Raw genomic sequence first — 25,046 nt, forward strand, 5'->3', positions numbered from 1 at the left:
CAGCCCGCCGACGGGCGGAGGAACAGGGGGTGCGATGGACATCGCGGGCGCGCGCACGAGGGCGGCCCGGGTCGCTGCGGTGCTGCGGCTGCGGCGCTCCCGTTCCGGTTCCGCGATGCGCGACCTGGCCTCCGACCTGAGCGCCGCCCTGCGGGCCGGACCCCAGCCCCCGGCCGACGTACGCGAGTTGTGTCATGCGCTGTGCGCGGAGATGAGCGCGCGGCGCGGCGGGCGGCCCGTCGAGCTGCGGTTCGAGCGGTTCCCCGACGAGATCGAGGTGACCGGGCTGTGGGTGGAGTTCCAGGACTTCGACCTGGTCATCGTCGAGGAGCGGGCCGAGGCGATGCAGCAACTGGTCATCCTCGGCCATGAGTTGTGGCACATGTACGCCGGCCACGGCCACCACCACACCGATGGCACGGCGGCCGCGCACGCCCTCGCCGGCACCCCTGGCTGGAAGGGCATCGCCCTCGCGGTAGCCGCCCGCAACGGCTCCCGGGAGCGGGACGAGGCCGAGGCGGACGACTTCGGGCACCGGCTGGCGGCCGCTGTCCGGCCGCTGTTGTCGGGGCGGGGGGCGGGCGCGGCGCTCGGGCCGGTGCAGCGTTCGCTGGGGTATCGCGGGAACGGGAGGACGGCGCGGTGACTGTACTGGCGTCGACCTCCTCGAGGCTCTTCGGCGATGTCCACATCTCCTTCTGGATCCCCACCGTCGCCCTGGCCGCCGCCCTGGCGATCAAGCTGCCCAGCATCCTCAGGATGTGGCGGGATCCCCTGCTGCGCGCCGTAGGCGGCCTGCTGCTGTTCGCCTGCGCGGTGTTCGTCTTCGCCGCCCCGGGCACCATCGCCTGGACCAACCGCGTCACCGGAGTGCCGAACATCTCGGCCCCGTGGGTGTACTCACTCATCACCGCGCTGTGCGCGTCCTGGCTGCTGATGATCATCGCCTGGCGCAACGGCCTGTCCAACCGCTCGGCCGCCACACGCCGGGCGACCCGCTGGGTCGTCTCCGTCTACGCGGGCGTGGTCATCACCCTGTGGGCGCTCTTCGCGCTCGCGGACGCTCCCGTGGAACGGCTGCGGGACCTGGACACGTATTACGCCACGACGCCCTTCATGCGCGAACAGATCCTGCTGTACCTGCTCGCGCACACCGTGGCCTGCACCATCACGGCAAGGCTGATCTGGAACTGGATCCGCACCGAGGGCCTGGACGCCTGGCTGCGCTGGGGCCTGCGGTTCCTGGGCGTGGGTTATGCGACGAACCTGCTCTTCGACGCGTCCAAGCTCACCGCCGTCGTCGCCCGGTGGACGGGCCACGACCTGGACTGGCTGAGCACCGACCTGGCGCCGTCGGCCGCCTGCGTCTCCGCCTCGCTGGTCGCGGTGGGCTTCATCATCCCGCACGCCGGCCAGTACCTGCACGAGCGCTGGCGCATCCGGCGACGACACCGGCACCTGCGTCCCCTCTCCGTGCTGATGCGGTCCGTCAACGGCGCACGCGAGCCCTTCACCCTGCGCGGCACCCCGGAACTGCGGCTGATCCGCCGAGAGACGTTCGTCCGCGACGGGCTGTTGCAGGTGTCCCGGTACCTCGACGAGGACCTGCGCGGGCGGTCGTACGACGCGGCCCTGGCCCTCGGCTTCGAGCCCACCCGGGCGGAGGCCCTCGCCGCGGCCGTGACGATCCTGGACGCCGTCGACATCAGGCACCGGTCCCCGAAGGCCGACGCCGGCACTTCCCCGTCCGGCCCGGACACCGCGTATCTGCTGCGGGAGATCCAGGCCGTGTCCCGAGCCCTCCGCCATCCCAACGACATCGAGGCGGTACGCGCCCGAGCGACCGCCCCGGCAGAGAGTGCCCCCGCATGAATGAACGCTCCGCCCCAGACGTCAGAACCGCCGTCGTCCTGGGGGGATCCCACACCGGCATGCTCGCGGCCCGCGTGCTCGCCGGAGTCGTCGACCGTGTGCTCGTCGTGGACCGGGACACCCTGCCCGGCGACCCCGGCCCCCGCAAGGGGCTGCCGCAGGCGCGGCATGCGCACATGCTGTGGTCGGGCGGGGTCCGGGCCATGGAGGAGTTGCTGCCGGGGGTCACCGACGTGCTCCGGGACGCCGGGGCCCGCCGGCTGCCGGTCACGACGGACGTGGTCGCCATGTCGGCGCGGGGCTGGTTCCGGCGCTGGCCCGAGTCCCACCATGTGATCCTGGCCGGCCGGGACCTGCTGGACGCGACGATCCGGGCGCAGGTCCTCGCCGACGAGCGGATCGAGCTGGTGCGGGCGGAGGCGGTGGGGCTGGCCGGTACGGACGCTGCCGTGACGGGCGTACGGATCCGGGCGCACGACGGCGCCGAGCGCATTCTCCAGGCAGGCCTGGTCGTCGACGCCACCGGCCGCGGCTCCGGGGCGCCCCGGTGGCTCAGGGCCCTCGGTCTTCCCGCACCTCAGCGGCGCGAGGTCGACTCCGGGCTGGCGTACGCCAGTCGGCTCTACCTCGCGCCCGAGGACGCCAGGGACGGCTTCCCGGTCGTCAATGTGCAGCCCGACCCGCGGGCCGGCGGACCGGGCCGGGCGGGCTTCCTGCTGCCGATCGAGAACGGCCGGTGGATCGTCACCCTGTCCGGCACCCGGGGCGGCGAACCCACCGACGTGGCCGAGGACTTCGTCCCGTGGGCCCGCGAGAAGCTGCGGCACCCGCTGATCGGCGAACTGCTCGAGAACGCCGAGCCGCTGTCCGACGTGTCGGTCACCCGTGCCACCGTCAACCGCCGCTACTTCTACGAGCGGATGCCGGTGTGGCCCGAGAACTTCGTCGTCCTCGGCGACGCCCTCGCAGCGTTCAACCCGGTCTACGGCCATGGCCTGGCGGTCGCTGCCCAAAGCGCCCTGATCCTGCGGGACGTGACACATCGTCAGGGATGGTCGGCGCCGGGCCTTTCACGCCGCGTACAGAAGGCGGTGGCCCGCCCCGTCGGCGCGGCGTGGGATCTCGCCATCGGGCAGGACGTCTTCTACCCGGGCGCAACGGAGAGCGGCCCCACCTTCCGCGAACGGCTCGTGGCCGCCTACGTGGACCGCCTCATGCACACCGCGACCGGCAACGGCCGAATCGCCCGCCGAGTCACGGATGTGACGTCCCTGGAGCGCGGCGCCGAGGTACTGCTGTCCCCGTCCGTCCTGCTGGCCGCAGCAATCGGCCCGCTCAAACCGGCGCTGACAGGGCCCCCGTTGACGGCGGAGGAGCGGAAGGCGGCGGGGCTGGGGTAGAGGCCTTGAGGGCCCGGGCTGTTGGGCTTGCCCGGGTGCGGCGCCTTGCGGTCGGCGTCGCGCACGAGGCCGCGGGGGGGGGGGCGGTCGGCGTCGCCCACCAGGCCGCGGAAGGGCACAGTCGGCGTCGCCCACCAGGCCGCGGAAGGGCACAGTCGGCGTCGCCCACCAGGCCGCGGGAGGGCACAGTCGGCCGCGCAGTCGCACGCGATATTCCCGGCGACGTGGACGGTCGGTTCGGGATACTCGGCGCCATGGATGAGGTCGAGGTCGTGGTCGCCCATTCCGAGCGCGCGACCCTGCGCGTCGGCGACGTGTTCCTGAAGGTGGACGCCGATCAGGCGCGCCTCGACGTCGAGGTCGAGGCGATGGCCCTGGCGTCCGTCCCGACCCCGGAGGTCCTGTGGCGCAAGCCGCCCGCGCTCGCGATCGCCGCGGTCCCGGGGACGGCGCTCGGCCGCCTCGGCGAGCCGTCGAACGCGTCCACGGCGGCGTGGGCCGCGGCGGGTGCCGCCGTCCGGAAACTGCACGACGGGCCGTTGCCGCCCTGGCCCGGCCGGGCCGGCCGGGGCCTCGACGACTTGGCGTCGGAGCTCGACGTCGAATGCGAGTGGCTCGTGGCGAACGGCGTCCTGCCCGCCGATCTGGTCACCCGCAACCGCCAGGTCGCCGAGGCCGCGCTCCGGCCGTGGACTCCGGCATTCACGCACGGCGACCTGCAGATCGCTCACGTGTTCGTCGACGGCGACGAGATCACGGGCATCATCGACTGGTCCGAGGCGGGCCGGGGCGATGCCCTGTACGACCTCGCCACCCTGGCGCTCGGACACGAGGAGCACCTGGGCGACCTCGTCGCCGGCTATGGCGCCGACGTCGACATGGACGTGCTCCACGCATGGTGGTCGCTGCGAAGCCTGCTGGGGGTTCGCTGGCTGATCGAGCACGGCTTCGACCCGTTCGCGCCGGGCTGCGAAGTCGACGTTCTGAGATCCCGGATGTGAGGCTGCGTCGGCCCGACTGTCATTCATGCGCCTACGGCACGGGCAGCCGCCTCCCCCGTGACGACAGCACGCCTCAGCCCCTGAACGCCGGCTGTGCCAGCCCCTTCCCCGCGCCCGGCACCACGAACACCGAACCCGACAGCGCGGGCGGTGAGGCGAGGCCGACGCGGGCCGTCGTGATGTACAGGTCGGTCAGGTCGGAGCCGGCGAAGGCGCACGCCGTCACCCGGGGCACCGGAAGCCGGACCACCCGGTCCAGCTCACCGTCGGGCGTGTACCGGCGCACCGCCGCGCCCTCCCACAGCGCCACCCACACACAGCCCTCGGCGTCGACCGTGAGCCCGTCCGGGAACCCGGCGCCGTCCTCGATCTCGACCAGCGGGCGTCGGTTCACGGCCCGCCCGTCCGCGAAGTCGAAGACGTCGACACGTCGCGTCGGGGAGTCGATGTAGTACATGAGCCGGCCGTCCGGACTCCAGCCCGTGCCGTTGCTCACCGCCACGTCGTCGAGGACCACCTCGACCGAGGCCTCCCCGGTGATCCGGGACAGGGTGCCGCCGCCCGGCGCCTCGTCGTAGCGCATGGTGCCCGCCCACAGGGACCCGTCGGGCGCGACGGCGGCGTCGTTGGCGCGGCGGCCGGGGACGGGTTCGTGATGCAGCCAGCGGAAGCTGTGGTCCGGGTCGAGCAGCGCCACGCCGTCGCGGAGGTTGAGGACGAGCCCGCCGCCGACGCGCGGCTTGACGGCGCCGACGTGCTGGTGGGTCGTACGGACCGTGCGACGCCCGGAGACGGGGTCGTAGGTGTGTATCCGCCCCCCGAGGATGTCGATCCACACGAGCCGGCCACTCACCGGATCCCAGGTCGGGCCCTCACCGAGCGCCGCCTCCGCGCGCACCGCCACCTCGTACGGCGCCGTCACGCAACGCTCCGGTGCCCAAGGCGCTCGGACAGTTCCGCGGCCCCCTTGGCGGAGAGCTGCTCCAGCTCGGCACGCCGCTCGTCGCTCCAGCGGATCATCGGCACGGAGATGGACAGGGCGGCGACGACCTGCCCGGTCCGGTCCCGCACGGGCGCGGCCACGCACGACACGTCCGGGTTGGACTCCCGGCTCTCGACGGCGATCCCCCGCTGCCGAATCTCGGCGAGGGCCTCGCGCAGCGCGCCGGGGTCGGTGATGCTGTTGGGCGTCATGGCGACGAGCTCGGCCCCGTCGGGGATACGGGAGGACAGCTCCGAGTCGGGAAGGGAGGCCAGCAGCATCTTCCCGACGGACGTGCAGTGGGCAGGCAGCCGACGGCCCGCCGCGGACACCATCCGCACCGCGTGCGTCGAGTCGACCTTGGCGATGTAGATGACGTCCGTGCCCTCCAGGATCGCCACGTGCACGGTCTCGTCGCAGGTCTCGGCGACGGACCGGGCGACCTGCTGGCCCTCGGCCGCGAGGTCGAGCTGCTCGGCGTACCGGCTGCCGAGCTGGTACGGCCGCACACCCAGGCGGTACCGTCCCGGCTGCCCCGGCACCTGGACGATGTACGACCGAGCCGCCAGAGTGGTCACCAGCTCATGCACGGTGGTCCGCGGCAACTGGAGCTTGCGCACGATGTCGGGGGCGGAGAGCGTCCCGTCCCCGTCGAGGAAGAGCTCGAGAATGTCGAGAGCCCGGGTCACGGCTGGTACGAGGCGTCCCACGTGCGGCCCCCTCCCTTGCATGCGAGGCTGCGTTCGAGATTTCAACAGCCGATCGGAATAACGAACACAGGCTACTCAAAGTGCGTTTCCCCCGGCAATGGCCTTGCGCAGACGGGCTGGAAAGCCCCGCAGGCGCGATGCACGGCCAGTACCGTTACCCGTGTGCGGCACGTCACACTGTGCCGCATGGGGAGGCGCCGGGGGTGGCCGCATACGGCACGCCCCCAGGTGAGCGATAGGGGGGTTTGTGTGCGCGAAATGACCAAGGGCTCGAACGTGGCCCTGAGTGCGCTGAGTGAAGACGTCGGCTCGGTGATCGTGAGCCTGGGCTGGGTCAGCCCGACCGGAGAGGGCGACGCCGATGTATCCGTCTTACTGCTGGACACGAACGGAAAGGTCCGCAGCGACGCCGACTTCTACTTCTACAACAACCCGGTAGCTGCCGACGGCAGCGTGCAGCTCCTGGGGAAGACTCCCACGGAGGACGGTAACGAAGACCGGATCTGCTTCGATCTGACGGCGGTCCCGCCGGAAGTCGACCGCATCGTCGTGGCCGCGAGCCGGTACGGCGAAGCCCGCTTCGGAGAACTGGACGCCCTGCGGGTACGGCTGGCCGACGCGGCCGGCGAGAGCCTCCTCCGCTTCGCCATCGACGACGCCGGCGAGGTGAGCGCGATCATCTTCGGCGAGGTGTACCGGCGCGGGGAGGAGTGGAAGTTCCGGGCCGTCGGCCAGGGCTATGACACTGGTCTGGCCGGCCTGGCGACGGACTTCGGGGTCGACATCGACGACGACGCGGCCGAGGTGGAAGCGGCGCAGGCGGGGGCGGAAGACCCGGGGGCGGAAACCCTGTCCGGAGCCGTATCCGAGCCCGCGTCCGGGTGCCAGTCCCCCTCCCCCGGTGAGCAGCAGACAACAGTCACGGCGGTCGAGGCGCCGGCCGGGGGCAGCAGCAGTGATCAGCCGGACCCCGCGGCCCCGGCCACCACACCGGGCACGCTTGAGGCGATCCCTGCGCCCCGCCGCCCCGAGAGCGCCGAGACCGAGCCGACGAGGCAGCCTGCAGTGCGGGCCTCGCGGCCGCGTACGGCGAAGAAGAAGGTCACCCTGCCCAAGGTGACCAGGACTTCGCTGGCGGAGAACGACTCCTGGAGGCCTGCCAGGCTCTTTCCCGTGTCGGCGCTCAAGAGCGACCGGGAACGGGAGACCCGCGCCACCTCGGTGCTGTTGGCGGTGATGGCCCAGGTGCCACGATTCGGCAGGCGCCTCACGGCCGCGTTCGGGGCACCCTCCGGCCGGATGGAGACATTCACCGAGGTGTCCCTGCCGCATGGCGACACGCCTCGGCGCCCGGACGGAGTGATCCGCATCGAGCGCGCCGGCAAGCTGTGGACGGCCCTCGTCGAGACCAAGACCAACGGCAACCCCCTCAAGGCCGACCAGGTGCAGGCCTACATGGACATCGCCGCCCGGCGCGGCTACGAGGCCGTGATCACGGTGTCGAACGACGTCGCGCTGGAGGGCAGTCCCCTGGTCGACATCAAGATCGACCGACGGCGCAAGCACAAGGTGGCGCTCTGGCATCTGTCGTGGGCCGAAGTGGCCTACCAGGCACAGCTGCTGATCCGGCACGAAGGGGTCGGCAATGCGGCGCGCACCTGGCTGCTGGAGGAACTGCTGCAGTACCTCCAGCACGAGAACTCCGGCTGCCACGGTTTCCAGAACATGGGCTCCGCCTGGGTGCCGGTACGCAACGGCATCAGCGACGAGACCCTGTGCCAGGGTGACCCGCGCTCCCTCGAAGTGATCGAGAGTTGGGAGCGGCTCATCCGCCAGGTGTGTCTCAGGCTCGGCGGCGAACTCGGGCAGAAGGTCCTGCCCGTCCAGCGCGCCAGGCGTGGCACCGATCACGGAACCCGCCGGATTCAGCTGGCCGACCAACTGTGTCTGGAGGGGCGGCTCCAGGCGGAGCTTCGTGTCGAGCAGGCCCCGGGTGTGCTGACCATCGGCGCCGATCTGCGCACCGGCAAGCTGCGTACGTCCGTCGAGATCCCCGCTCCCGAGCAAGGCTATCCCCTGAGCTGGGCCAAGCGCCTGGTCCGCCGTCTCGCCGAGGCACCGGCGGACCTGCACGTCGAAACCCTGCTGGAAGGCGAGACTGGCGGTCCGCGCGGCACCCTGGAACGCCTACGCCCCGAACCGGCGGACCTGCTCCCCAAGAACACGGCGACCCCGATCAGCGGCTTCCGGTTGTCCCTCTTCAAGGGCATGGGGAGCAGCCGGGGCAACACCGAGTCGGGCTTCATCCGCAGCGTGGACGAAGCGGTACACCGCTTCTACACGACGGTCGTGGTCCACCTGGACCAGCCCGCCCCGCGACGAGCCGCGCCGAAGGAGCCGGCGCGTACGTAGGTGCGGACGGGGGCCGTCCGGGTACGGCCCCCGTGGTGCAGCGCCTCGATCGGGCCCTCAGCCCTACGGCTTCCCCGCCCCCGTCCGGACGTACGTCACGTCGAAGTCCGTAGTCCACTGCGCACCGTCGGGAGACTGCTCCCACTGGCCCTCGATCATGTTGCCGTCGGGGCTGATGGTGGCGGTGAGGCGTTGGTGGAAGCCGGGGGCCGAGCGCCACTGGTGCCAGGTGCGGTCGGTCATGGTGGCTCGGTAGGTGCGGGCGACGGCGCGGCCGTCGGCGTAGAGGGCGGTGAACTCCTCGGCGGTGTCGTCGTAGCCGATCAGGGAGACGGTGGGGAACGGGGCGTTCGGGCCCCACTCGCCCGGGAGAGATGTCTCCGGGACGACATCCGAGCGCTGGACCAGGAAGGCGCCGTTCTCCAGCCAGGCGAACTCCGTCCTGAAGGGGCCGACGCTGCGGCCGACGGCCCACAGGTCCCACTCGCCGACGAAGGCGTCGAGCTGTCGCAGGGCGGGGTGGGGTGACGGTTGGCGCATCAGGGACTCCTCTGCTCGGAAGCGGGGCGCTTCTTCTCGTATCCCCGCTACTGCGGTGATGACCTGGCCCGGCGGCCGGAATCATCGCCCTCGCGCGGCGAACGGAGCAGGGCGGGCGGCGCCGGGTACGCCGACGTCAGTACGCGGGGTTACTCCCGCCGTCAGACGTCCTTGGCGACCTGGCCCGGCACGGTGGTGTCCATGCCTTCCACCTCTTCCAGGTCTTCCGCGTCGTCAAGGAAACTGAGCCGGCCCGCCCGCCGGGCCGCCCTCGTCGTCCATGTCATCGCCTCCGCCGGCTGGCTCGGGCTCACGCTCGGGCTGCTCGCGCTCGGCGTCACCGCGGGCACCACCGGGTCCGCGGTGACCGTGGAGGCGTCCGTGCGGGCCATGAAGCTGTTCGCCGACTGGCTCCTGCTGCCGGTCGCCTTCCTCACGCTGCTCAGCGGGCTCGTGCTGGCACTGGGCACGCAGTGGGGGCTGGCGCGGCACCGCTGGGTCTACGTCAAGTTCTGGGTGACCCTGGGCACGACCACCGCCACCGTCTTCGCGCTGCGCCCCGGCGTGAACTCCGCGGTCGCGGCGGTCGCCGCGGGCGGGCCGCTGCCCGACGCCGGTGACGTCCTGTTCGGGCCGATCGTGTCGCTGTCGGCGTACGTCTTCATGACGGTGATCTCGATCCTCAAGCCCTGGGGACTCACCCGCCGAGGCCGACGCCTGCGCGCCGCGTCCACCCGCACCCCGCCCCACCGCACGGACCCCGCCCGCCAGCCCGCCTGACAGCAGGTACTGAGCACCCAACACCTTCTACCTCGGCGCCTCCCCCAGCGCCCCCCTCAGCCGCTGGGCCCGCAGCACCAGCTCCAGCTCGAACCGTCGATCCGGGTCGTCCATCTCGTCGCCCCACAACTCCCGGATCTGGCGGAGACGGTAGCGAACCGTCTGCGGGTGGACTCCCAGGCGGGCCGCCACCTCCGGCGCCCCGCCCCTGGTCTCCAGCCAGGCCAGTAGCGTCTCGGCCAGCCGCCGCCCATGCGTGGGGCCGCAGTGCTGCAGCGGTGCCAGGCACCGCACCGCCAGGTCGTCGATCAGTTCCTCGGGCTGCAACAGTACGAGGGCTTCCGTGTGCTCGGTGCAGTACAGGACGTCACCGGCCGGCAGCAGCCGCCGTTCCATCAGGCGTACGGCCGCCTCGGCCCAGCGCAGCGACTTCGCCGCGTCGGCGAGGGGCACCGGGGGGCCGATCGCGCCCGACCAGCCGGTCAGGGCCCGGTGCAGCAGTTCGGGGCGGCCGCCGGCGTCCGGCTCGGGGACGACCATGCGCGGCTGCTCGTACTCCATGTCGAGCAGCACCCCCTGCCCCACCGCCGGCGCCACCGCCTCCCGCGCCGGGCGCAGTAACACGCCCACGGCGACCTTCTCGGGCAGCGGCCAGCCGATCCGGGCCGCACGCTCCGTGAGGGCATCCGCCGGATCGCCCCGGTGGTGTTCGGCCAACAGCAGTTCCATCAGACGGCGTTGCAGACGCAGCCGCTCGCCCGCCTGCCGTGCCGCCGCCTCGGCATAGCCGCGCACCGACTGGTCGACCAGGCCGTCCAGGTACTCGTAGCCGGCGTCCACCAGCTCGTACATCGCGGGCGGCGGAATGTCGACGCGCTGGCCGATCTCGGCGAAACGGCGCCAGGCCAGCCGTACGCCCAACCGGTAGATCGCCTGCAGCGAGTCCAGGGAGCGGCCGTTGTAGCCTTCGCCGCGGCCGAAGTCCTGGAAGACGCCCGGCGGTACGGTCGGGCGGCCCTCCGACTTCTCCAGGTGCTCGACGAAGACCTCGATCGCGCGCCGGATGCCCACCAGGGCCATCGGCTCACCCGACTCGTCGAGGACGACGGGCAGTTGGGGGTACTCGCGCTGGATCTCGCGCAGGATCTGCTCGGCGAGGGCCGGGGCGTCCGCCATGACCAGCTCCGCGAACCGGCGGACCTGGAAGCGGGGTACGTCACGCCAGGCCGAGCGGGCGGGAGCGGCCTGGGTGGCGGGGGTAGCCGGGGCGGCAGGGGAAGCCGTGACTGCCGGGGAGCGGGGCGCGGCCATCGTCAACTCCCCTGGCCCGCTTGCTCATACGTGATCAAGGGTGTGTTCGGCTGGTCGGGAGTCGCTTCCAGCAACGCGACGACACCGAGCGCGGCACCCACCGCGAGTACGGCGGCGAGCGTGACGGTCAGCGCGGCGGCGAGCAGTCTGGACATCGCAGGGTCAGCCTCTCTGCATCCGGAGGTCGTCCCACCCCGGTGGTGCCAGCCTGTACCCGACCCCTGCCTGTCGGCTTCAGTCTCGACAAGCCGGGACATCCCGTCAAGACATTGACACTTCGTCAAGGGAACCCCTACGGTTCCCGGCCCAAGAACGGCCAGGCATCGACCACGCGTCAACCCCACAGGAGTGCCGGATGCGCCGTACAGCCTCACCTCTCTCGTTGATCCTGCTGGGCCTCGGCACGTTTCTGCTGGTACTGGCGCCCATGCTCGCCTGGTACGTGGCCCCGCGTGCCGCCGTGAACCCCATCGACATCGACACCACCGCCGTCTACAAAGGCACCGGCAGCGTCTTCGACACCGACAAGGTCGAGACCGTGCCGGACCAGAACATCACCGTCACCCAGCGCGTGCGCGGCAATGTGGCGGAAAGTGAGCGCAGCGGCAACGCCGTCTGGGACGTCATCACCACCGTCGACACCGACAAGTCGCTGCCTGCCGCCGACCCGCACGACGCACTGGACTTCACCCCGCACCGCTGGGTGATGGACCGCAGCACGACGAAACCGGTGCACTGCTGCGAGGAGACGCCGTACATCGAGGGCGAGGCGTACCTGAAGTTCCCGTTCGACGTGGAGAAACGCTCCTACCAGTGGTGGGACAACACCGGCGGGACCACGATCACCCTGCGGTACGACGGCACCGAGAAGATCCAGGGCTACACGGGATACCGGTTCACCGGGACGGTCGCGCCCCGCAAGGTCGGCACCCGGCTCGTCCCCGGCACCCTCGTCGACGAGCCGGACCGGCCGCAGGTGCTGGCCGAGGAGTGGTACTCCAACCACGGGTTCAGGCTGGTGGTGGATCAGGCCACCGGCCGTGTGATCTACGCGCAGACCGGCCCGCGCCGGACCCTGCGGGCGCCCGGCGGCGAGAAGGACGCGGCGGTGCTGCTGGACAGCGAGAAGATCGCGTTCACCACGGCCACGCAGAAGGAGGCCGTACGGCAGGCGAAGCGGGACAGCGGTCTGCTGCGCATGGTGGGCGAGACGCTGCCGATCGGGACTGCCGGGGCGGGATTCGTGCTTGCGGTGGTGGGTGGCGTTTTGGTGGTGCGAGGACGGAAGCATCCTGAATCGCCCAGTACGGTCGAGATGCCCCAGCCCTCGCTCACAATGTGACGTGACGTCAGCTCTAATAAAGCCCGAAATTGTCACGTCGGTGAGTAGCCGTGGCGAACGTGCAGGCGAAAACTGTCCAACCCCACCCGGACACAGCCTGTCCACACCCCACGCACAACGACCGTAAGCAGTCCAGGACCTTTGATACTCCCCACAGGAACCCAAACCCTCCCTCCCCCACGCTGAGTTCCGCACCCTGAGACGAGTTGGAGCACGCATGCCCCAGCACGTGCCCTCCCAGCTGCGCGCCACTCTCCCCTGGGCGTCGCAGCAGCACCCTCCGGCGCTTCCCCCACATCCGCGCCGAATCGTTTTTCTCGCCCACCGTGACCTGGGCAACCGATCCGCCGGCGGCTCCGAGCTGCTGGTCGACCGCCTCGCCGACGGCCTGACCCACCTCGGCCACCAGGTCACCCTCCTGTGCGGGGGCCCCGCGGCCTACCGCGACTACCGGGTCGTGTCCGCCGGCGGTTCCTACGGCCACTACCTGCGTGCCCGGTCCGCCTTCGCCCGTCAGGTCGGTGACTGCGATCTGCTGGTCGAGGTCTGCAACGGGATGCCGTACTTCGCCCCCCTCTGGCATCGCGGGCCGACGTTGTGCCTGGTCAACCACGTCCACACCGATCTGTGGAAGATGCGGTTCGGCGGGGCGCTGGCTCCTGCCGCCCGCCTCGGGCGAAGACTGGAGCACTGGGCGCTGACCGGTGCGCAGCAGCGGAGTCTGATGGTCGCCGTCTCTCCCTCGACCGCGCAGGCGCTGCGCGGGATCGGCGTCGACCGGGAACGTATCCGTGTCGTGCACAACGGAGTGGAGGAGCCCGGCCCCCTGGGTGACCGCTCGCCCGAGCCGCTGTTCGTGGCGGTGGGACGGCTGGTCGAGTACAAGCGGATCGACCTGCTGCTGCGGTTGTGGGAGCGGGTGCGGCCCGTGACCGGAGGGCGGCTCGTCATCGTCGGGGACGGGCCGGAGCGGGCGTCCCTCGAGCAACTTGCCGGGCCCGGAGTCGAGTTCGCCGGTCATGTGTCGGAGGCGGAGAAGCACCGGCTGCTGTGTGCGGCGTGGCTGCTGCTTCATCCCTCGGCCGTGGAGGGGTGGGGGCTCGTCGTCACCGAGGCCGCGACCCGGGAGACGCCGACCATTGCCTTTGATGTGCCTGGGCTGCGGGATTCCGTCGTGGACGGGGAGACGGGGGTGCTCGCCGCCGGGGAATCGTCCTTCGCGGCCGCGTGGTGCACGCTCGCGTTGTCCGGGCATCGGCGGGAGTTGATGGGCAAGGCCGCGCGGGATCGGGCCGCACGGTATCGCTGGGATCGGACTGTGCGGCAGTTCCTGGCGGTTGCCTCGGAGGCCGTGCGCCGTGACGCCTAAACGCCGTAGTGGGTCGGCCGGCTCGCGAGTGCCGGTGCGTCGTGGCTTGTCGCGCAGTTCCCCGCGCCCCTTTCGGGGCGCTTCACCACCCCCAGTTACCAAGGACCCCTCCTTTCGGCGGTCCCTTGCTCTCTTCCGGGCGTTCCTGCATGAGCAGGACGATCCCGAGGCCTGCTATTCACTGCTTGCCCGTGACGCCGTCGATCAGGTCGAGGCCTACGACGGTCCCGTCGCCGGCCGTACCGTCGTGGACGTCGGCGGTGGTGGCGGGTACTTCACCGACGAGTTCCGGCGGCGAGGTGCGTACGCCTACCTCTTCGAGCCGGACGTGGCGGAACTCGGTGCGAAGCCGCCCGAAGGGGCCGTCGTCGCCGACGGGTACCTGCTGCCCCTGCGCGACGGCGTCGCCGACGTCACCTTCTCCTCCAATGTGCTGGAGCACGTGGCCGATCCGCAGACGTTCCTCAGTGAACTGGCCCGGGTGACCCGCCCCGGTGGGCTGATCTACGTGTCGTTCACGAACTGGCTGTCCCCGTGGGGCGGTCATGAGTGGGCCCCCTGGCACTACTTCGGTGCCGAGCGGGCCCGCGCCCGCTACCGGCGCCGTACCGGACGGGCCCCCAAGCACACCCTCGGCGAGAACCTGTTCGCCGTGCACATCGGCGCCACCCTGCGTCAGGTCCGCGCCCGTGACGACGTAGAGATCGTCTCGGCGCGCTCCCGCTACTGGCCGTTCCTCGCGGAAACCGTCGTGAAGGTGCCCGGCATACGCGAGTTCGCCACCTGGAACCTCCTCCTCATCCTCAGGCGGTGCCCACCATGACGACGACCACGGTCCAGGCTCCTCCCCCGGCAGCCGTGCCCACCTCCGCGCCCGCCTCGGGCCCGCCGGAGGAGCCGCGCTCGCGGCGCTGGCTGCTGGGGTTCTGGGCCGTGGTGTTCGTGCTGTTGCTGGCGGTGCAGCCGGGGCGGCAGACCTTCGACACCAAGCTGGGTGTGACCGTCGATCCGGGGCAGTTCCTCGCCGACCTGGGGCAGTTGTGGCAGGACGAGGGCAGTTTCGGCGGGATCCAGAATCAGTACTCCGGCTATCTGTGGCCGATGCTGCCGTTCTACTGGCTGACCGATGTCGTACGGCTGCCCGTGTGGCTGGCGGAGCGGCTGTGGCTGTCGCTGATCGTGACGGTGGCCTTCTGGGGTGCGCTGCGGCTGGCCGAGCGGCTTCGGGTGGGCAGCGGTGCGTCGCGGCTGGTGGCGGCCGTGGCGTATGCGCTGTGGCCCGTCTTCACCGTCGTCGTCGGGTCCACGTCGGCCGCCGCGCTGCCCGGTGCCCTGCTGCCGTGGGTGCTGCTGCCGCTGACCGACGAGCGGTATGCCGCGCGGGTCGCCGCGCTGCGGTCGGCCCTGATCATCCCCTTCATGGGTGGCGTCAATGCGGCCTCCACCCTGGCCTCGCTGCTTCCCGTCGGGCTCTATCTGCTCTCCCGGCCGCCCGGGCCACGGCAGCGAAAGCTGATCGCGTGGTGGGTGCCGGGGGTCTTCCTGGCGACCGCCTGGTGGGTGATCCCGCTTCTGCTGCTCGGCACGTATGGCGAGAACTTCCTTCCCTACGTGGAGAGTTCGCAGACCACGACCGAGACCATGGCGGCGACGGAGGCGCTGCGCGGCGGCGGGAACTGGGTCGCCTATCTGCACTTCGGTGAGGCCTGGCTGCCGGCCGGATGGGCCGTCGCCGCGTCCGTCGTCGTGATCGTCGGCTCGGCGCTCGCGGCGGGGCTGGGCCTTGCGGGACTGGCCCGGCGGGACATGCCGGAGCGGCGGTGGCTGGTGCTGACCGTGGTGACGGTCGCGCTGATCCTGCTCGCCGGGTACGGCGGGACGTTCGGGGCACCCTTCCACGGGGTCGTGCAGGACTGGCTGGACGGCTGGCTCGTCCCCTTCCGCAACATCTACAAGTTCCAGACGGGGCTGGCCCTGGCGCTGGTGCTGGGCCTCGCCCACCTGGCGGGTGTGGCGGCCGAGGCGCGCGGGGCACGGCCGGTGCGGGGGCGGCGGTTCGCGCCGCTGATCGCGGCCGTGCTGGTGCTGCCGGGGCTGATGTGGCCGTACCTCAACGGCTCGATCCTCAACCCCGGGTCCTTCAAGGAGATCCCCAAGCACTGGCAGGCCACGGCCGACTGGCTGGAGAAGTACTCCCCGGACGCCCGCGCCCTCGTCGTGCCGGCCACCGCGCACGGCATCCACACCTGGGGCTCGACCATCGACCAGCCGCTGGACGTCCTCGCCGACTCGCGCTGGGCACAGCGGGACTACGTCCCCTTCGGCACCCCCGGCAACCGGCGTGCGATGGACGCCGTGGAGCAGGCACTGGTCAGCGGCGGCCAAGTGCCGGGTCTGGCGGACTACTTGAGCCGGGCCGGGATCTACTACGTGGTCGTCCGCAACGACCTCGACCCCGACCAGATCGGCCACGTGCCGACCACGACGGTGAAGCGGACCCTGGAGCAGTCCGGATACGAGCGGGTGACGGGCCTCGGGCCGGTCACGACCGGCGGGACGATCGCCCCGGGCACTCCGCTGCAGGTGGAGGGGCTGTATCCGCGGCAGCGGGCGGTGGAGATCTACAAGCCGGCCGGGCAGGACGTGCCGCGTCCGCACCAGGCCGGGCTGCAACCGGTCGCCGACACGGCCGTCGTCTCCGGCGGACCGGAGGCGCTGCTGCCACTGGCCTCCGAACTGCGCGGCAGGGCGAGCGTGCTGACCGGTGACAACCACCCGGGGCTCGGCTCGCCTCCGGTACAGGTGATCGGTGACGGGCTGCGGCGGGCTGACACCCGGTTCGGGCTGGTCAACGCCAACACGTCGTACACGTACACGCGCGGCGAGCGCAACGCGCCCGACGCCGCGCAGGACGCGGGCGAGAAGCCGCACCAGATCCTGCCGACGTCCGGCCTCGACCACCAGACGGTGGCCGAGCTGCGCGGCGCACGGTCGGTGACGGCCTCGTCGTACGGCAGCTGGCTCTTCCACCTCCCGCAGTTCGATCCGGTGAACGCCTTCGACGGCAACCCGGACACGGCGTGGACCGAGGGCTCGGAGGGGTCGCCGGTCGGCGAGTGGCTGCGGATCGCGTTCGCGGGCGGCTCGTACGACATGCCGTCGTCGGTCAAGGTCAGGCCGCTGCCGCAGGAGGGTGTGCGGGAGGCGGCGACGCGGGTGCGGGTGGAGACGGAGAAGGGGGCGGCGAGCTCCGTCCTGCGGCCCGACGGAACGACGCAGACGGTCAAGGTGCCTGCGGGCGAGACGAGTTGGATGAAGCTGACGATCACGGACTCCGTGTCCCGTCGGCCCGGTCTGACCGGGGCGGGCTTCTCCGAGATAGACCTGCCGGACGTACAGGTGACCCGGCTGCTGCGGCTGCCCGCCGACGCCGGGAAGTCGGGGGCGGCCGCCGAGATCGTCTCCCTGTCCCGTACGGCCGACCCCACGGGCCTGTCGCCGACGGGCACGGAGGCCGGCCTGCACCGGCGCTTCACGACCTCCACGGCGGGGACGTACGAGATGCGGGCGAGTGCGGTGCCGGTGGCGGGTGAGGAGCTGGACCGGCTGCTGTACGAGGTGGCGCCGGAGCAGCAGAACCGGATCGTCGCCACCGCCGACTCCACCGCGCGGCTCGGGGCGGGGCTCTCGCCGCGCAACCTCACCGACGGCGACCTGACCACGGCGTGGATCGCCGGTGACCGGCCCACCGTCCACCTGCGCTGGCCCGGAAAGCAGGCCGTGGGGGAGATCGTGCTGGCGCCGGCGGGCGGTCTGGCCACGCGTCCGACCGTGGTGCACATCAGCTCGCCGGACGGTGCGGTGATCGCGGGGGTCGACGAGAACGGCTGGGTCCGCTTCCCGCCCATCACTACCGACCGGCTGGACATCACCATCACCGAGACCGCCCCGCTCACCCTCTACAACCCGATGGTGGACGAGGACCTGCGGCTGCCGGTGGGCCTGACGGAGGCCTACATCCCGGCCCTCGACCAGTACCGGACCCCGAAGCCCAGGGAGTCCCGGCCGTTCTCGCTGCCGTGCGGGAAGGGGCCGGTGGTCGCGGTGGACGGGGAGCTGTACCGGACGAGCGTGCGCGGAACGGTACGGGACCTGATGGAGCGGCGCCAGGTCGATGTGACGCTCTGTCAGCAGGGGCGCGACGACACCGAGCTGCAGCTGTCGGCGGGTGATCACCGGGTGGAGGGCGGAGACGCGGGGCCGCTCACGCTGACCGCGGTGACACTCACGCGCGGCACGGTCTCCGAGGCCTCGGCCACCGGGCGTCAGCTGGGCATACGGGACTGGCTCGGCGACCGGCGCGCGGTGACCGTCGGGTCGGGCGCGGCGAGCTACCTCACGACGTACGAGAACTTCAACGACGGCTGGCACGCGACGCTGGGCGGCAAGGAGCTGACGCCGGTACGGCTGGACGGCTGGCAACAGGGCTGGCGGATCCCGGCGGGCGCCGGCGGCACGGTCGAGCTGTCGTACGAGCCGGCGGTGATGTACGAGGGCGGGCTGATCGGCAGCGCGGTCGCGATCGCGCTGCTGGCCGGGCTGGCCCTGTGGCGCCGCCGCGCACCGAACCCGGACGAGCCGCAGCCCGTCCCGCCGCTGCCCGGCCTGTGGCTCGGCACAGTGGCCGTGACGGTGGTGGGCGTCCTCATCGCCGGCTGGTTCGCCCTGCTGGTACCGGCTCTGGCGCTGGTGGCTTGGCGCAGGCATGCGCTGCTCGTGCCGATCGCGTTCGTGGCCCTTGCGGGAGCGGGAATCGCGGCGGCGGTCGGCGCCGGGGAGCCGGTGGGTGCGCAGGTGGGCGCCTTCGGGCCGGTGGCCCAACTGCTGGCGCTGATCGGGCTGTTCGCCGGGGTGGTGGGGGTCCGGGAGTCGGCGGCGGCAGCTCAGGGAGCGGGCCGCTCGGGTGGGCCGGCAGGTCTGGGCGGCACCGGCGGATTCGCCGCCGGGCCGGGAGCGGCGGGCGGATTCGCCGCCGGGCCGGGAGCGGCGGGCGGATTCGCCGGCGGCCCGGGTGGGCCGACAAGCCCCGGCAGCCCGGGAGGGCCGACAAGCCCCGGCAGCCCGGGAGGGGGCGCCGGCGGCCCAGCGGCAGCGGGCAATCCGGCGGCACCCGGCGTCTCCGGCCCAGGATCCGGCCGGCCCGGCGACACGGCCGTGCTGCCGCCGGTCGACGGGGACGGCGCCGGGCCGGAGTCCGCCGCACCGGCAGCGCCTCCTCGCCCCTTGCCGCAGCGGGAGCGGGGCCGCAGTCCCATGGGGACCGAGCCTCCCGGGCCGACGGGCCGTGGCGACTCGGGGCCGACCGTCTCCGCGCGCGGTCCCGGTGGCGCGGTTCCGGATCCGCCGACCGCGCGGATCGCACCCCGCAAACCGCGCTTGGAGGCGACCGGGCCCGAGACCCCGCCGGAGTCCGACGACACCGGGAAGACCGGGAAGGGCGAAGCCACATGACCGCACTGCAGCAGCCCGCACGCGCCGAAGGTCCGCTGCGGCCGCCGGCACGCGTGCCGTTCCCCGTCGTGGACGAGGTCGCCCGGCACTGCCTCCAGGAGGAGGAGCCGGAGACGGTGCACATCGAGGTCCATCTGCCGGGGCCGCTGGACGCGGGGCGACTGCGTACGGCCTTCTCGGAGGCCCTGCGCCGGCATCCACGCATCCTCATGCGGGAGGCGCCGGCGCGGTGGTACCGGCGTCGGTACGAGTGGGAGCTGACGGCGGAACCGGACGTGGAGGTGGTGAGCTTTCCGGCGCCGGGACGTGACGCCCTGCGGGACGCACGCACGCGCGCCCTGACCCAGGCACCGCCGCTGTCGCTGTCGCCGCCGATACGGCTGGAGGTGGTGGAGGGCCCGGGGCCGGTGGAGGGCAGCGAGGCGACGGACGCCGTCGGTGCCGGCATGGCTGCGGGCAGCCGCACCAGCGCAGCCGCGGGCACTCACGCCGCCGCAGGCACAGGCGCCCCCGGCGCCGCACGCGCCGGCACTCACGCCACCGCGGCCGCGGGATCCGGAGCCGCCACAACCCCGGGCACCCGTGCCGCCGCAGCAACTCCCGCCCCCCAGCCGGCGGCACCTCGCCGGGCCGGGCAAGCGCCCCGACCCGGCACCGGCCAACGCCCCGGCCCCGGCCCCGGCCCCAAAGGCACCGTCCTCTTCCTCACCATCAACCACACCGCCCTCGACGGCCCAGCCTGCCTCCGCGTGCTGGCCACCGCCGCCGAGCTCTACAGCGGCAAGGACAACTCCCCCGCCGCACCCCCGACCCGCACCACTGCTGAAGTGCCCCCGCTCCCCGAGGACGCCCCCTCCAACTGGTCCCACCCCGCACGGGTGGCGCAGGGCACCCCCGAACCCTCCCCCGGCAACGGCATGCTCGTCACCGAACTCCCGCTCCCGCACCGCCCCAAGGGCTCCCCCTACACGGTCAACGACCAGCTGATGGTCACCACCGCGCTGACCATCGCCCACTGGAACCGCGAGCACGGCGCCCACCCCCGCCCCTTGCGGATCACCATGCCCGTGGACGACCGCCCGCGTGACGCCACCATGCCCATCGGCAACGGCACCCGGCTCGTGGAAGTCCCCTTCAGCCCAGCCGAGCTGGCCGCTCACGGCCCGGACGACATGCCCGCCCTGCTGCACCGCACGGCCACCCGCACCCGTGCCCTCAAGTCCCTGCCCCGCCCCCAACTCGGCCACGGCGCCTCCCTCCTCACCGCCCCCTGGGCGCCGGTCGGAGTCCGCGCCGCCCTCACCCGCGGCCTGCGCAGAGCCGCCGCGCCCTGGACCTCGACCACACTGCTCAGCAACATCGGCCGCATCCCGTACCCCCTGGACTTCGGCGAGGAGGCCGGCCGCGCGCACGCCGTGTGGTTCTCGGCGCCCGCCCGGATGCCCCGCGGCCTGACCGTCACCACGGCCTCCACCGCCGGCCGCCTCCACCTCGCCCTGCGCTGGTCGCGCGCCCTGCTCAGCCACGGCGACGGCGCCCACCTGAGGGACCTCTTCGAGCACTACCTGCACAGCACGGAGGTGACCCCGTGACGACCTCGCCCGTGAAACCCCCCGAACTGCGCGACTTCTACGAGAACCCCGCCGTCCCCGTCGCCTCCGGCACCCCCCGCAGCCGCCGTCAGGCACGCATGCTCGCCGAGGCCCTGGGGCCGGCGTCCGCCGAACGGACGGCCACGATCCTCGACATCGGCTGCGGCGACGGCACCGCCGCGGCCACCGCCGCCCCCTGCCTCCCCGGCCACCGCATCGTCGGCATCGACTGGTCCCAGGACGCCCTGCGCCGGGCCCGCACCCGGATCCCGTACGCCGTCCGCGGTGAACTCACCGACGGCGGGCTGCCGTTGCGGACCGGCTCGGCCGACGCCGTGCTGTTCAGCGAGGTGATCGAGCACCTCGTCGACCCGGACGCCGCCCTGGACGAGATCCGCCGCGTGCTGCGTCCCGGCGGCCACCTGATGCTCTCCACCCCGAACCTCGCCGCCTGGTACAACCGCGGCCTGCTGCTGGCCGGGGTGCAGCCGGTGTTCTCCGAGGTGAGCCTGCGGGGCATCCACGGCCGGCCGGGGCGGGAGGTCGTGGGGCACCTGCGGCTCTACACCGCCCGTGCGCTACGGGAGTTCGTGGCCGCGTCGGGCTTCGAGGTCGTACGGCTCGCGGGCGCCCCCTTCCACGGCGTACCGCGCCCGCTGCGCCCCCTGGACCGGCTGGCCTGCGCCAGACCGCCGCTCGCGTCGATCCTGCTGCTGCACGCACGACGGACCTAGGGGGCTCACCATGTGGTGGGGAGTGGCCGCGGCCCTGATGGCGAACACCCTGTACAGCCTCGGTTTCGTCCTGGAGAAACGGGCGCTCACCTCCCTTCCGCAGGTGAGCATCCGGCAACCCGCCCGGCTGCTGCGGCTGGTGCTCGGCAGTCCGCTGTGGATCGGCGGCTCGCTCGCCCTCGCCGCCGGTTTCGGAGCGCAGCTCGTCGTCTACCGCACGCTGCCCATCGCCGCCGCGCAGGGCATCTTCGTCTCCGGGCTCGTGCTCCTCGTGCTGCTCTCCGCACGGCTGCTGGGCGAGGAGACCAGCGGGCGGGAGCGGTACGCGCTCGGCGCGATCCTCGCCGCGCTGCTGATGGTCGTGCTGTCACTGCGGGAGGGCCCGGGCGGCGCCGAGGCCGTCGGCCGGGCCGCCCCGTATCCGCTGATCCTGCTGGTGTGCGTGCCCTCACTGGCGGCGGGCGTGTGGCTGTACAACTCCGCCGAGCGCAGGGCCCGGCACCGGCACCGGCTGCCGACGACCGGCGTCGAGTACGGGGTGGCGGTGGGGCTGCTGTACGGGGTCAGCTCGCTGGCCATCAAGGGCGTGTCGAGCTACCTGACGACGAGCGGAATCGGCGGCGCCGTGCTGGATCTGCTGCGCTCCCCGTACCCGTACCTCCTCCTGTTCACCGGCGCGTTCGGGCTGGTCATGTCGCAGGCGGCGCTGCAACGCTGCCGGGCCTCGCTGATCGTGCCGGTGTGCACGACGGTGACCTGCCTGTACACGGCCGTACTCGGCACGCTGTCGTTCGGCGAGGCGCTGCCCGAGGAACCGCTGCGGCTGGCGCTGCGGGTCGCGGGTACGGCGCTCGCCGTCGTCGTACTGCTGTCGATGCCCAGGCATGACCCACCGGCCGCACCCTCTCCCCAACCCTCCATCGGCGCCAAGGAGTTGACCCCACCATGAAGCCCGACGACCCGTTGCTCCAGATCCTGGCGTGCCCGCTCGACAAGGGGCCGTTGCACCTCGTCGCGCCGGAGGGACCGGGCAGGGCGGAGCAGGAGGCGGCGGCCGAGGCGCTCTACAACCCGCGCCTGCACCGCCGCTACCCGATCGTGGACGGCATCCCGCAGCTGCTGCCGGCCTCCGGGGAGCAGGTCTCCGACGACGAACACGAGGAACTGCTCAGGCGGATGGTCCCATGACCCTGGCCGCGAACATCGCCCCACTGCTGCCCACCCGCCTGGTCGCCGCCGTCGCCCGGGCCGTGTACCCGCGCTTCGAGCCCGAGCTGGCCCGGCTGGCGGAGCTGTGTCCCGCCGGGTGCGGGACGGCCGTGGACGTCGGCGGGTGGTACGGCCCGTGGACGCGGCGGCTGTCGAGAAGGGCCCGCCGGGTGGTGACCGTGGAACCGGTCCCGCACCTGGCGCGGCTCCTCGCCGCGACGGCCCCGCCCAACGTCCGGGTCGTGCAGGCCGCGGCGGCCGAGCGCCCCGGCGCGGCCCGGCTCTGGCTGCCGCCGCACGACGCGGGCGACCGGGGGGTGTCCTCCCTGGTCCGCCGGAACATCCATGCCACGGCCCTCCCGGTCAGCTGTGTCACCCTCGACGAACTCGGCCTCAAGGACGTCGGGTTCGTCAAGGTGGACGTGGACGGCAGCGAGCTCGCGGTGCTGCGCGGCGCGACCGGCATCCTCGCGCGTGACCGGCCCGCCCTGTTCGTCGAGCTGGAGTCCCGCATCCAGCCGATCGCCCCGGTGCTGACATATCTCTCCCTGCTCGGCTACGACGGCTGGGTCCTGCCCGGCCGCGACTGGATCCCCCTGTCCGCGTTCCCGCTGGAGGCCCACCAAGCCGAGGCCGCCCACGTCGTCACCCACGGCCTGCTGCGCCGGGTGCTGCCGTTCCGAGGCCCGCGATACGTCAATTCGGTCCTCTTCCTTCCCGACGGCCGCCGCCCCGTGGGCGACGATGGACCGCATGCCCTCCGGAAAGCACCCCGCTAGCCCCTTCACCCCGCTCGACTTCCAGCTGGTGCTGCTGCGCCGCATGGCCGACCACAACCCGGACCTGGTGGACAGCGCCCGCCACGAGCTGGGCGTCTCGATCGCCGACATGCGCGAGGCCAACCGGCGCTGGCAGGCGATGGTCCGCTCCCCGCGAGCACGTGGGGCCGCCTCCCGCTACCGCTCGGTGCTGGGCGCGCCCGATTCGGTCATCACCCGCAAGGTCGGCGACCTGGAGTGCGAGGCCTGGCTGTGGCCGGTCCCGCTCTGGCCCGACCTGCGCTTCGAGGTGCTGCTCGCCCCGAACGGGGCGGCGTGGAACGAGTGGCTCGTCCGCGCCCCGGGAGCCGAGGCCCCCACCTTGCGAACCCTGTCCGACCTCACCCCCTGGTCCTGCACGGTCGACGAGGCGGCCCGCGCCTTCGCCCCGGCCCGGCCCCTGGAGGGGACGGCCCCGACGCGGTGGGGGCTGGCGTTCGCGGCGCCGGACGGGGAGGGGGTGCGGCGGGAGGTGGTCGCGGAGTTCAGCTGGGGGTTGTTGCAGCGGGTGGCGGTCCGCGGCTAGCCGACGGCCGCCGCGAGGATCGCCTCCACGACCCCGGGCACCGACCCGGGGTGCAGCGACAGGAACAGATTCGGCTCGACGAGCTCCAGCTCCATCACCCGCGGCTGCCCGCCCGGCCCGTCCTCCCCGTCGACGAGGTCCACACGCGCGTACAGCAGCTCGGCGGTGTGCGGTACGGCGGCCAGGGCGCGTTCGGCGACGGCGAGTTCGGCCGGGGTCGGGGTCCAGGGTTCGAGGCCGGGGTGGGCGACCTTGCGCTCGTCGTACGGCGTGCCGGGGGTCAGGACGGCGCCCTTGCGGCTGGCGTGCAGCAGGCGTCCGCCGAAGAACTGCAGGGCCCGCTCCCCGCTGACGTCGATGCCCTTCACATACGGCTGCACCATCGCCGTGAGCCCCTCGGCGTGCATGCGCGTGAGGTGCCGTACGGCAGTGTCGTGCTCGTCGGGCGTGTACCGGGCGGCGAAGCGGGCTCCGGCACCGGAGGTCGGCTTGATGACGTACTCGTCGCCGAGGGGGAGGCCGGCGGCGCTCGGGGTTGCGCCGGGCGCGAAGTAGCGGGTGGGCACCACGGGCACCCCGGCCGCGGCGAGGTCGCCGAGGTAGCGCTTGTCGGCGTTCCACCTCACCACCTCGGCCGGGTTCGCCAGCCGGGTGGCCTTGCCGCAGCGCTCCGCCCAGGCCAGGAACTCGGCCGCGCGCCAGCTGTAGTCCCAGGTGGAGCGGATCACGGCGAGGTCGTACCCGCTCCAGTCGACCTGCTCGTCGTCCCAGTACACGGACTCCGCCTCGGCCCCGGCCTCCCGCAGCGCCCGCACCAGCACCGGGAGGTCGCTGTCGACGCTGACGTCGGGGCCTGGGCGGCAGGTGACGAGGGCTGTGCGGGCCACGGCGGGTTCCTCCGGTCAGGACGGTTGTTCGATGCGCAGGCTAACAAGCG

The 25,046-nt window shown here is 72.6% G+C and carries 22 protein-coding genes; 16 read left to right on the forward strand and 6 right to left on the reverse strand.

The window, feature by feature from the left end:
- Window positions 1–34: 34 nt before the first annotated feature.
- The 4 genes from ACFY5C_RS12305 (at window position 35) to ACFY5C_RS12320 (ending at window position 4,273) form a co-directional block, all read left to right on the forward strand.
- Window positions 35–646 (forward strand): toxin-antitoxin system, toxin component family protein, encoded by a 612-nt coding sequence (locus tag ACFY5C_RS12305; RefSeq protein ID WP_389443564.1) that lies wholly within the window; start codon window positions 35–37, stop codon window positions 644–646.
- Window positions 643–1,872 (forward strand): MAB_1171c family putative transporter, encoded by a 1,230-nt coding sequence (locus ACFY5C_RS12310; protein ID WP_389443566.1) that lies wholly within the window; start codon window positions 643–645, stop codon window positions 1,870–1,872. Before ACFY5C_RS12305 ends, ACFY5C_RS12310 begins: the two co-directional genes overlap by 4 nt.
- Entirely contained in the window at window positions 1,869–3,272 is a 1,404-nt protein-coding gene (locus ACFY5C_RS12315; protein ID WP_389443568.1) for an NAD(P)/FAD-dependent oxidoreductase, read from the forward strand. The genes ACFY5C_RS12310 and ACFY5C_RS12315 overlap by 4 nt, the downstream gene beginning before the upstream one ends.
- A 254-nt stretch (window positions 3,273–3,526) precedes the next feature.
- Window positions 3,527–4,273, forward strand: a complete 747-nt coding sequence (locus ACFY5C_RS12320) for a phosphotransferase family protein (RefSeq protein ID WP_389443570.1) — start codon at window positions 3,527–3,529, stop codon at window positions 4,271–4,273.
- A 73-nt stretch (window positions 4,274–4,346) separates the two neighbouring features.
- Here the strand turns inward: ACFY5C_RS12320 and ACFY5C_RS12325 are convergent, their stop codons facing one another.
- Both ACFY5C_RS12325 and ACFY5C_RS12330 read right to left on the reverse strand, forming a co-directional pair.
- Window positions 4,347–5,195, reverse strand: a complete 849-nt coding sequence (locus ACFY5C_RS12325; protein WP_389443572.1) for an SMP-30/gluconolactonase/LRE family protein — start codon at window positions 5,193–5,195, stop codon at window positions 4,347–4,349.
- The gene (locus tag ACFY5C_RS12330) at window positions 5,192–5,965 is read right to left on the reverse strand and encodes an IclR family transcriptional regulator (RefSeq protein WP_369270835.1); all 774 of its coding nucleotides are present in this window, start codon (window positions 5,963–5,965) and stop codon (window positions 5,192–5,194) included. The genes ACFY5C_RS12325 and ACFY5C_RS12330 overlap by 4 nt, the downstream gene beginning before the upstream one ends.
- A 258-nt stretch (window positions 5,966–6,223) precedes the next feature.
- On the opposite strand from ACFY5C_RS12330, the gene ACFY5C_RS12335 reads away from it, so the two are divergent.
- Window positions 6,224–8,377, forward strand: coding sequence for a TerD family protein (locus ACFY5C_RS12335; protein ID WP_389444117.1), 2,154 nt, complete (start codon window positions 6,224–6,226; stop codon window positions 8,375–8,377).
- A 63-nt stretch (window positions 8,378–8,440) separates the two neighbouring features.
- Here the strand turns inward: ACFY5C_RS12335 and ACFY5C_RS12340 are convergent, their stop codons facing one another.
- Window positions 8,441–8,917 carry a hypothetical protein gene (locus ACFY5C_RS12340; RefSeq protein WP_389443574.1) on the reverse strand — a complete coding sequence of 159 codons (477 nt, stop codon included), beginning with the start codon at window positions 8,915–8,917 and terminating at the stop codon, window positions 8,441–8,443.
- Between the two features lie 201 nt (window positions 8,918–9,118).
- Here ACFY5C_RS12340 and ACFY5C_RS12345 point away from each other — a divergent pair, with 201 nt between their 5' ends.
- A complete protein-coding gene (locus tag ACFY5C_RS12345) occupies window positions 9,119–9,697 on the forward strand; it encodes a DUF2269 domain-containing protein (RefSeq protein WP_389443576.1) in 579 nt (192 codons plus the stop codon).
- Between the two features lie 27 nt (window positions 9,698–9,724).
- Here ACFY5C_RS12345 and ACFY5C_RS12350 read toward each other — a convergent pair whose 3' ends face one another.
- Both ACFY5C_RS12350 and ACFY5C_RS12355 read right to left on the reverse strand, forming a co-directional pair.
- Window positions 9,725–11,008 carry a PucR family transcriptional regulator gene (locus ACFY5C_RS12350; protein ID WP_389443578.1) on the reverse strand — a complete coding sequence of 428 codons (1,284 nt, stop codon included), beginning with the start codon at window positions 11,006–11,008 and terminating at the stop codon, window positions 9,725–9,727.
- Window positions 11,009–11,010: 2 nt separating this feature from the next.
- Window positions 11,011–11,163, reverse strand: coding sequence for a hypothetical protein (locus ACFY5C_RS12355; protein ID WP_199830190.1), 153 nt, complete (start codon window positions 11,161–11,163; stop codon window positions 11,011–11,013).
- Window positions 11,164–11,363: 200 nt separating this feature from the next.
- Between ACFY5C_RS12355 and ACFY5C_RS12360 the strand changes: the two genes are divergently transcribed.
- From ACFY5C_RS12360 to ACFY5C_RS12405, 10 genes are all read left to right on the forward strand, one after another.
- A complete protein-coding gene (locus tag ACFY5C_RS12360; protein WP_389443580.1) occupies window positions 11,364–12,350 on the forward strand; it encodes a DUF3068 domain-containing protein in 987 nt (328 codons plus the stop codon).
- A gap of 217 nt (window positions 12,351–12,567) precedes the next feature.
- Window positions 12,568–13,719, forward strand: a complete 1,152-nt coding sequence (locus ACFY5C_RS12365) for a glycosyltransferase family 4 protein (RefSeq protein ID WP_389443582.1) — start codon at window positions 12,568–12,570, stop codon at window positions 13,717–13,719.
- A gap of 46 nt (window positions 13,720–13,765) precedes the next feature.
- Complete coding sequence (locus tag ACFY5C_RS12370) at window positions 13,766–14,542, forward strand: class I SAM-dependent methyltransferase (protein ID WP_389443584.1); 777 nt, start codon at window positions 13,766–13,768, stop codon at window positions 14,540–14,542.
- Window positions 14,539–19,230 (forward strand): alpha-(1->3)-arabinofuranosyltransferase family protein, encoded by a 4,692-nt coding sequence (locus ACFY5C_RS12375; protein ID WP_389443586.1) that lies wholly within the window; start codon window positions 14,539–14,541, stop codon window positions 19,228–19,230. The genes ACFY5C_RS12370 and ACFY5C_RS12375 overlap by 4 nt, the downstream gene beginning before the upstream one ends.
- Window positions 19,227–20,822 (forward strand): condensation protein, encoded by a 1,596-nt coding sequence (locus ACFY5C_RS12380; protein WP_389443588.1) that lies wholly within the window; start codon window positions 19,227–19,229, stop codon window positions 20,820–20,822. The genes ACFY5C_RS12375 and ACFY5C_RS12380 overlap by 4 nt, the downstream gene beginning before the upstream one ends.
- Entirely contained in the window at window positions 20,819–21,556 is a 738-nt protein-coding gene (locus ACFY5C_RS12385; protein WP_389443590.1) for a class I SAM-dependent methyltransferase, read from the forward strand. Before ACFY5C_RS12380 ends, ACFY5C_RS12385 begins: the two co-directional genes overlap by 4 nt.
- A gap of 22 nt (window positions 21,557–21,578) precedes the next feature.
- Window positions 21,579–22,505: a hypothetical protein gene (locus tag ACFY5C_RS12390; RefSeq protein ID WP_389444119.1), complete on the forward strand. Its 927-nt coding sequence runs from the start codon at window positions 21,579–21,581 to the stop codon at window positions 22,503–22,505.
- Window positions 22,502–22,744 (forward strand): Trm112 family protein, encoded by a 243-nt coding sequence (locus tag ACFY5C_RS12395; RefSeq protein ID WP_389443592.1) that lies wholly within the window; start codon window positions 22,502–22,504, stop codon window positions 22,742–22,744. Before ACFY5C_RS12390 ends, ACFY5C_RS12395 begins: the two co-directional genes overlap by 4 nt.
- Window positions 22,741–23,544, forward strand: coding sequence for an FkbM family methyltransferase (locus ACFY5C_RS12400; RefSeq protein WP_389443594.1), 804 nt, complete (start codon window positions 22,741–22,743; stop codon window positions 23,542–23,544). The genes ACFY5C_RS12395 and ACFY5C_RS12400 overlap by 4 nt, the downstream gene beginning before the upstream one ends.
- Window positions 23,510–24,109 carry a hypothetical protein gene (locus ACFY5C_RS12405; protein ID WP_389443596.1) on the forward strand — a complete coding sequence of 200 codons (600 nt, stop codon included), beginning with the start codon at window positions 23,510–23,512 and terminating at the stop codon, window positions 24,107–24,109. The genes ACFY5C_RS12400 and ACFY5C_RS12405 overlap by 35 nt, the downstream gene beginning before the upstream one ends.
- Here ACFY5C_RS12405 and ACFY5C_RS12410 read toward each other — a convergent pair.
- Window positions 24,106–24,996, reverse strand: coding sequence for a RimK family alpha-L-glutamate ligase (locus ACFY5C_RS12410; protein WP_389443598.1), 891 nt, complete (start codon window positions 24,994–24,996; stop codon window positions 24,106–24,108). The two genes, ACFY5C_RS12405 and ACFY5C_RS12410, sit on opposite strands and share 4 nt — an antisense overlap.
- Window positions 24,997–25,046 lie beyond the last annotated feature (50 nt).

The organism is Streptomyces sp. NPDC012935 (assembly GCF_042900345.1).
GTDB lineage: Bacteria > Actinomycetota > Actinomycetes > Streptomycetales > Streptomycetaceae > Streptomyces.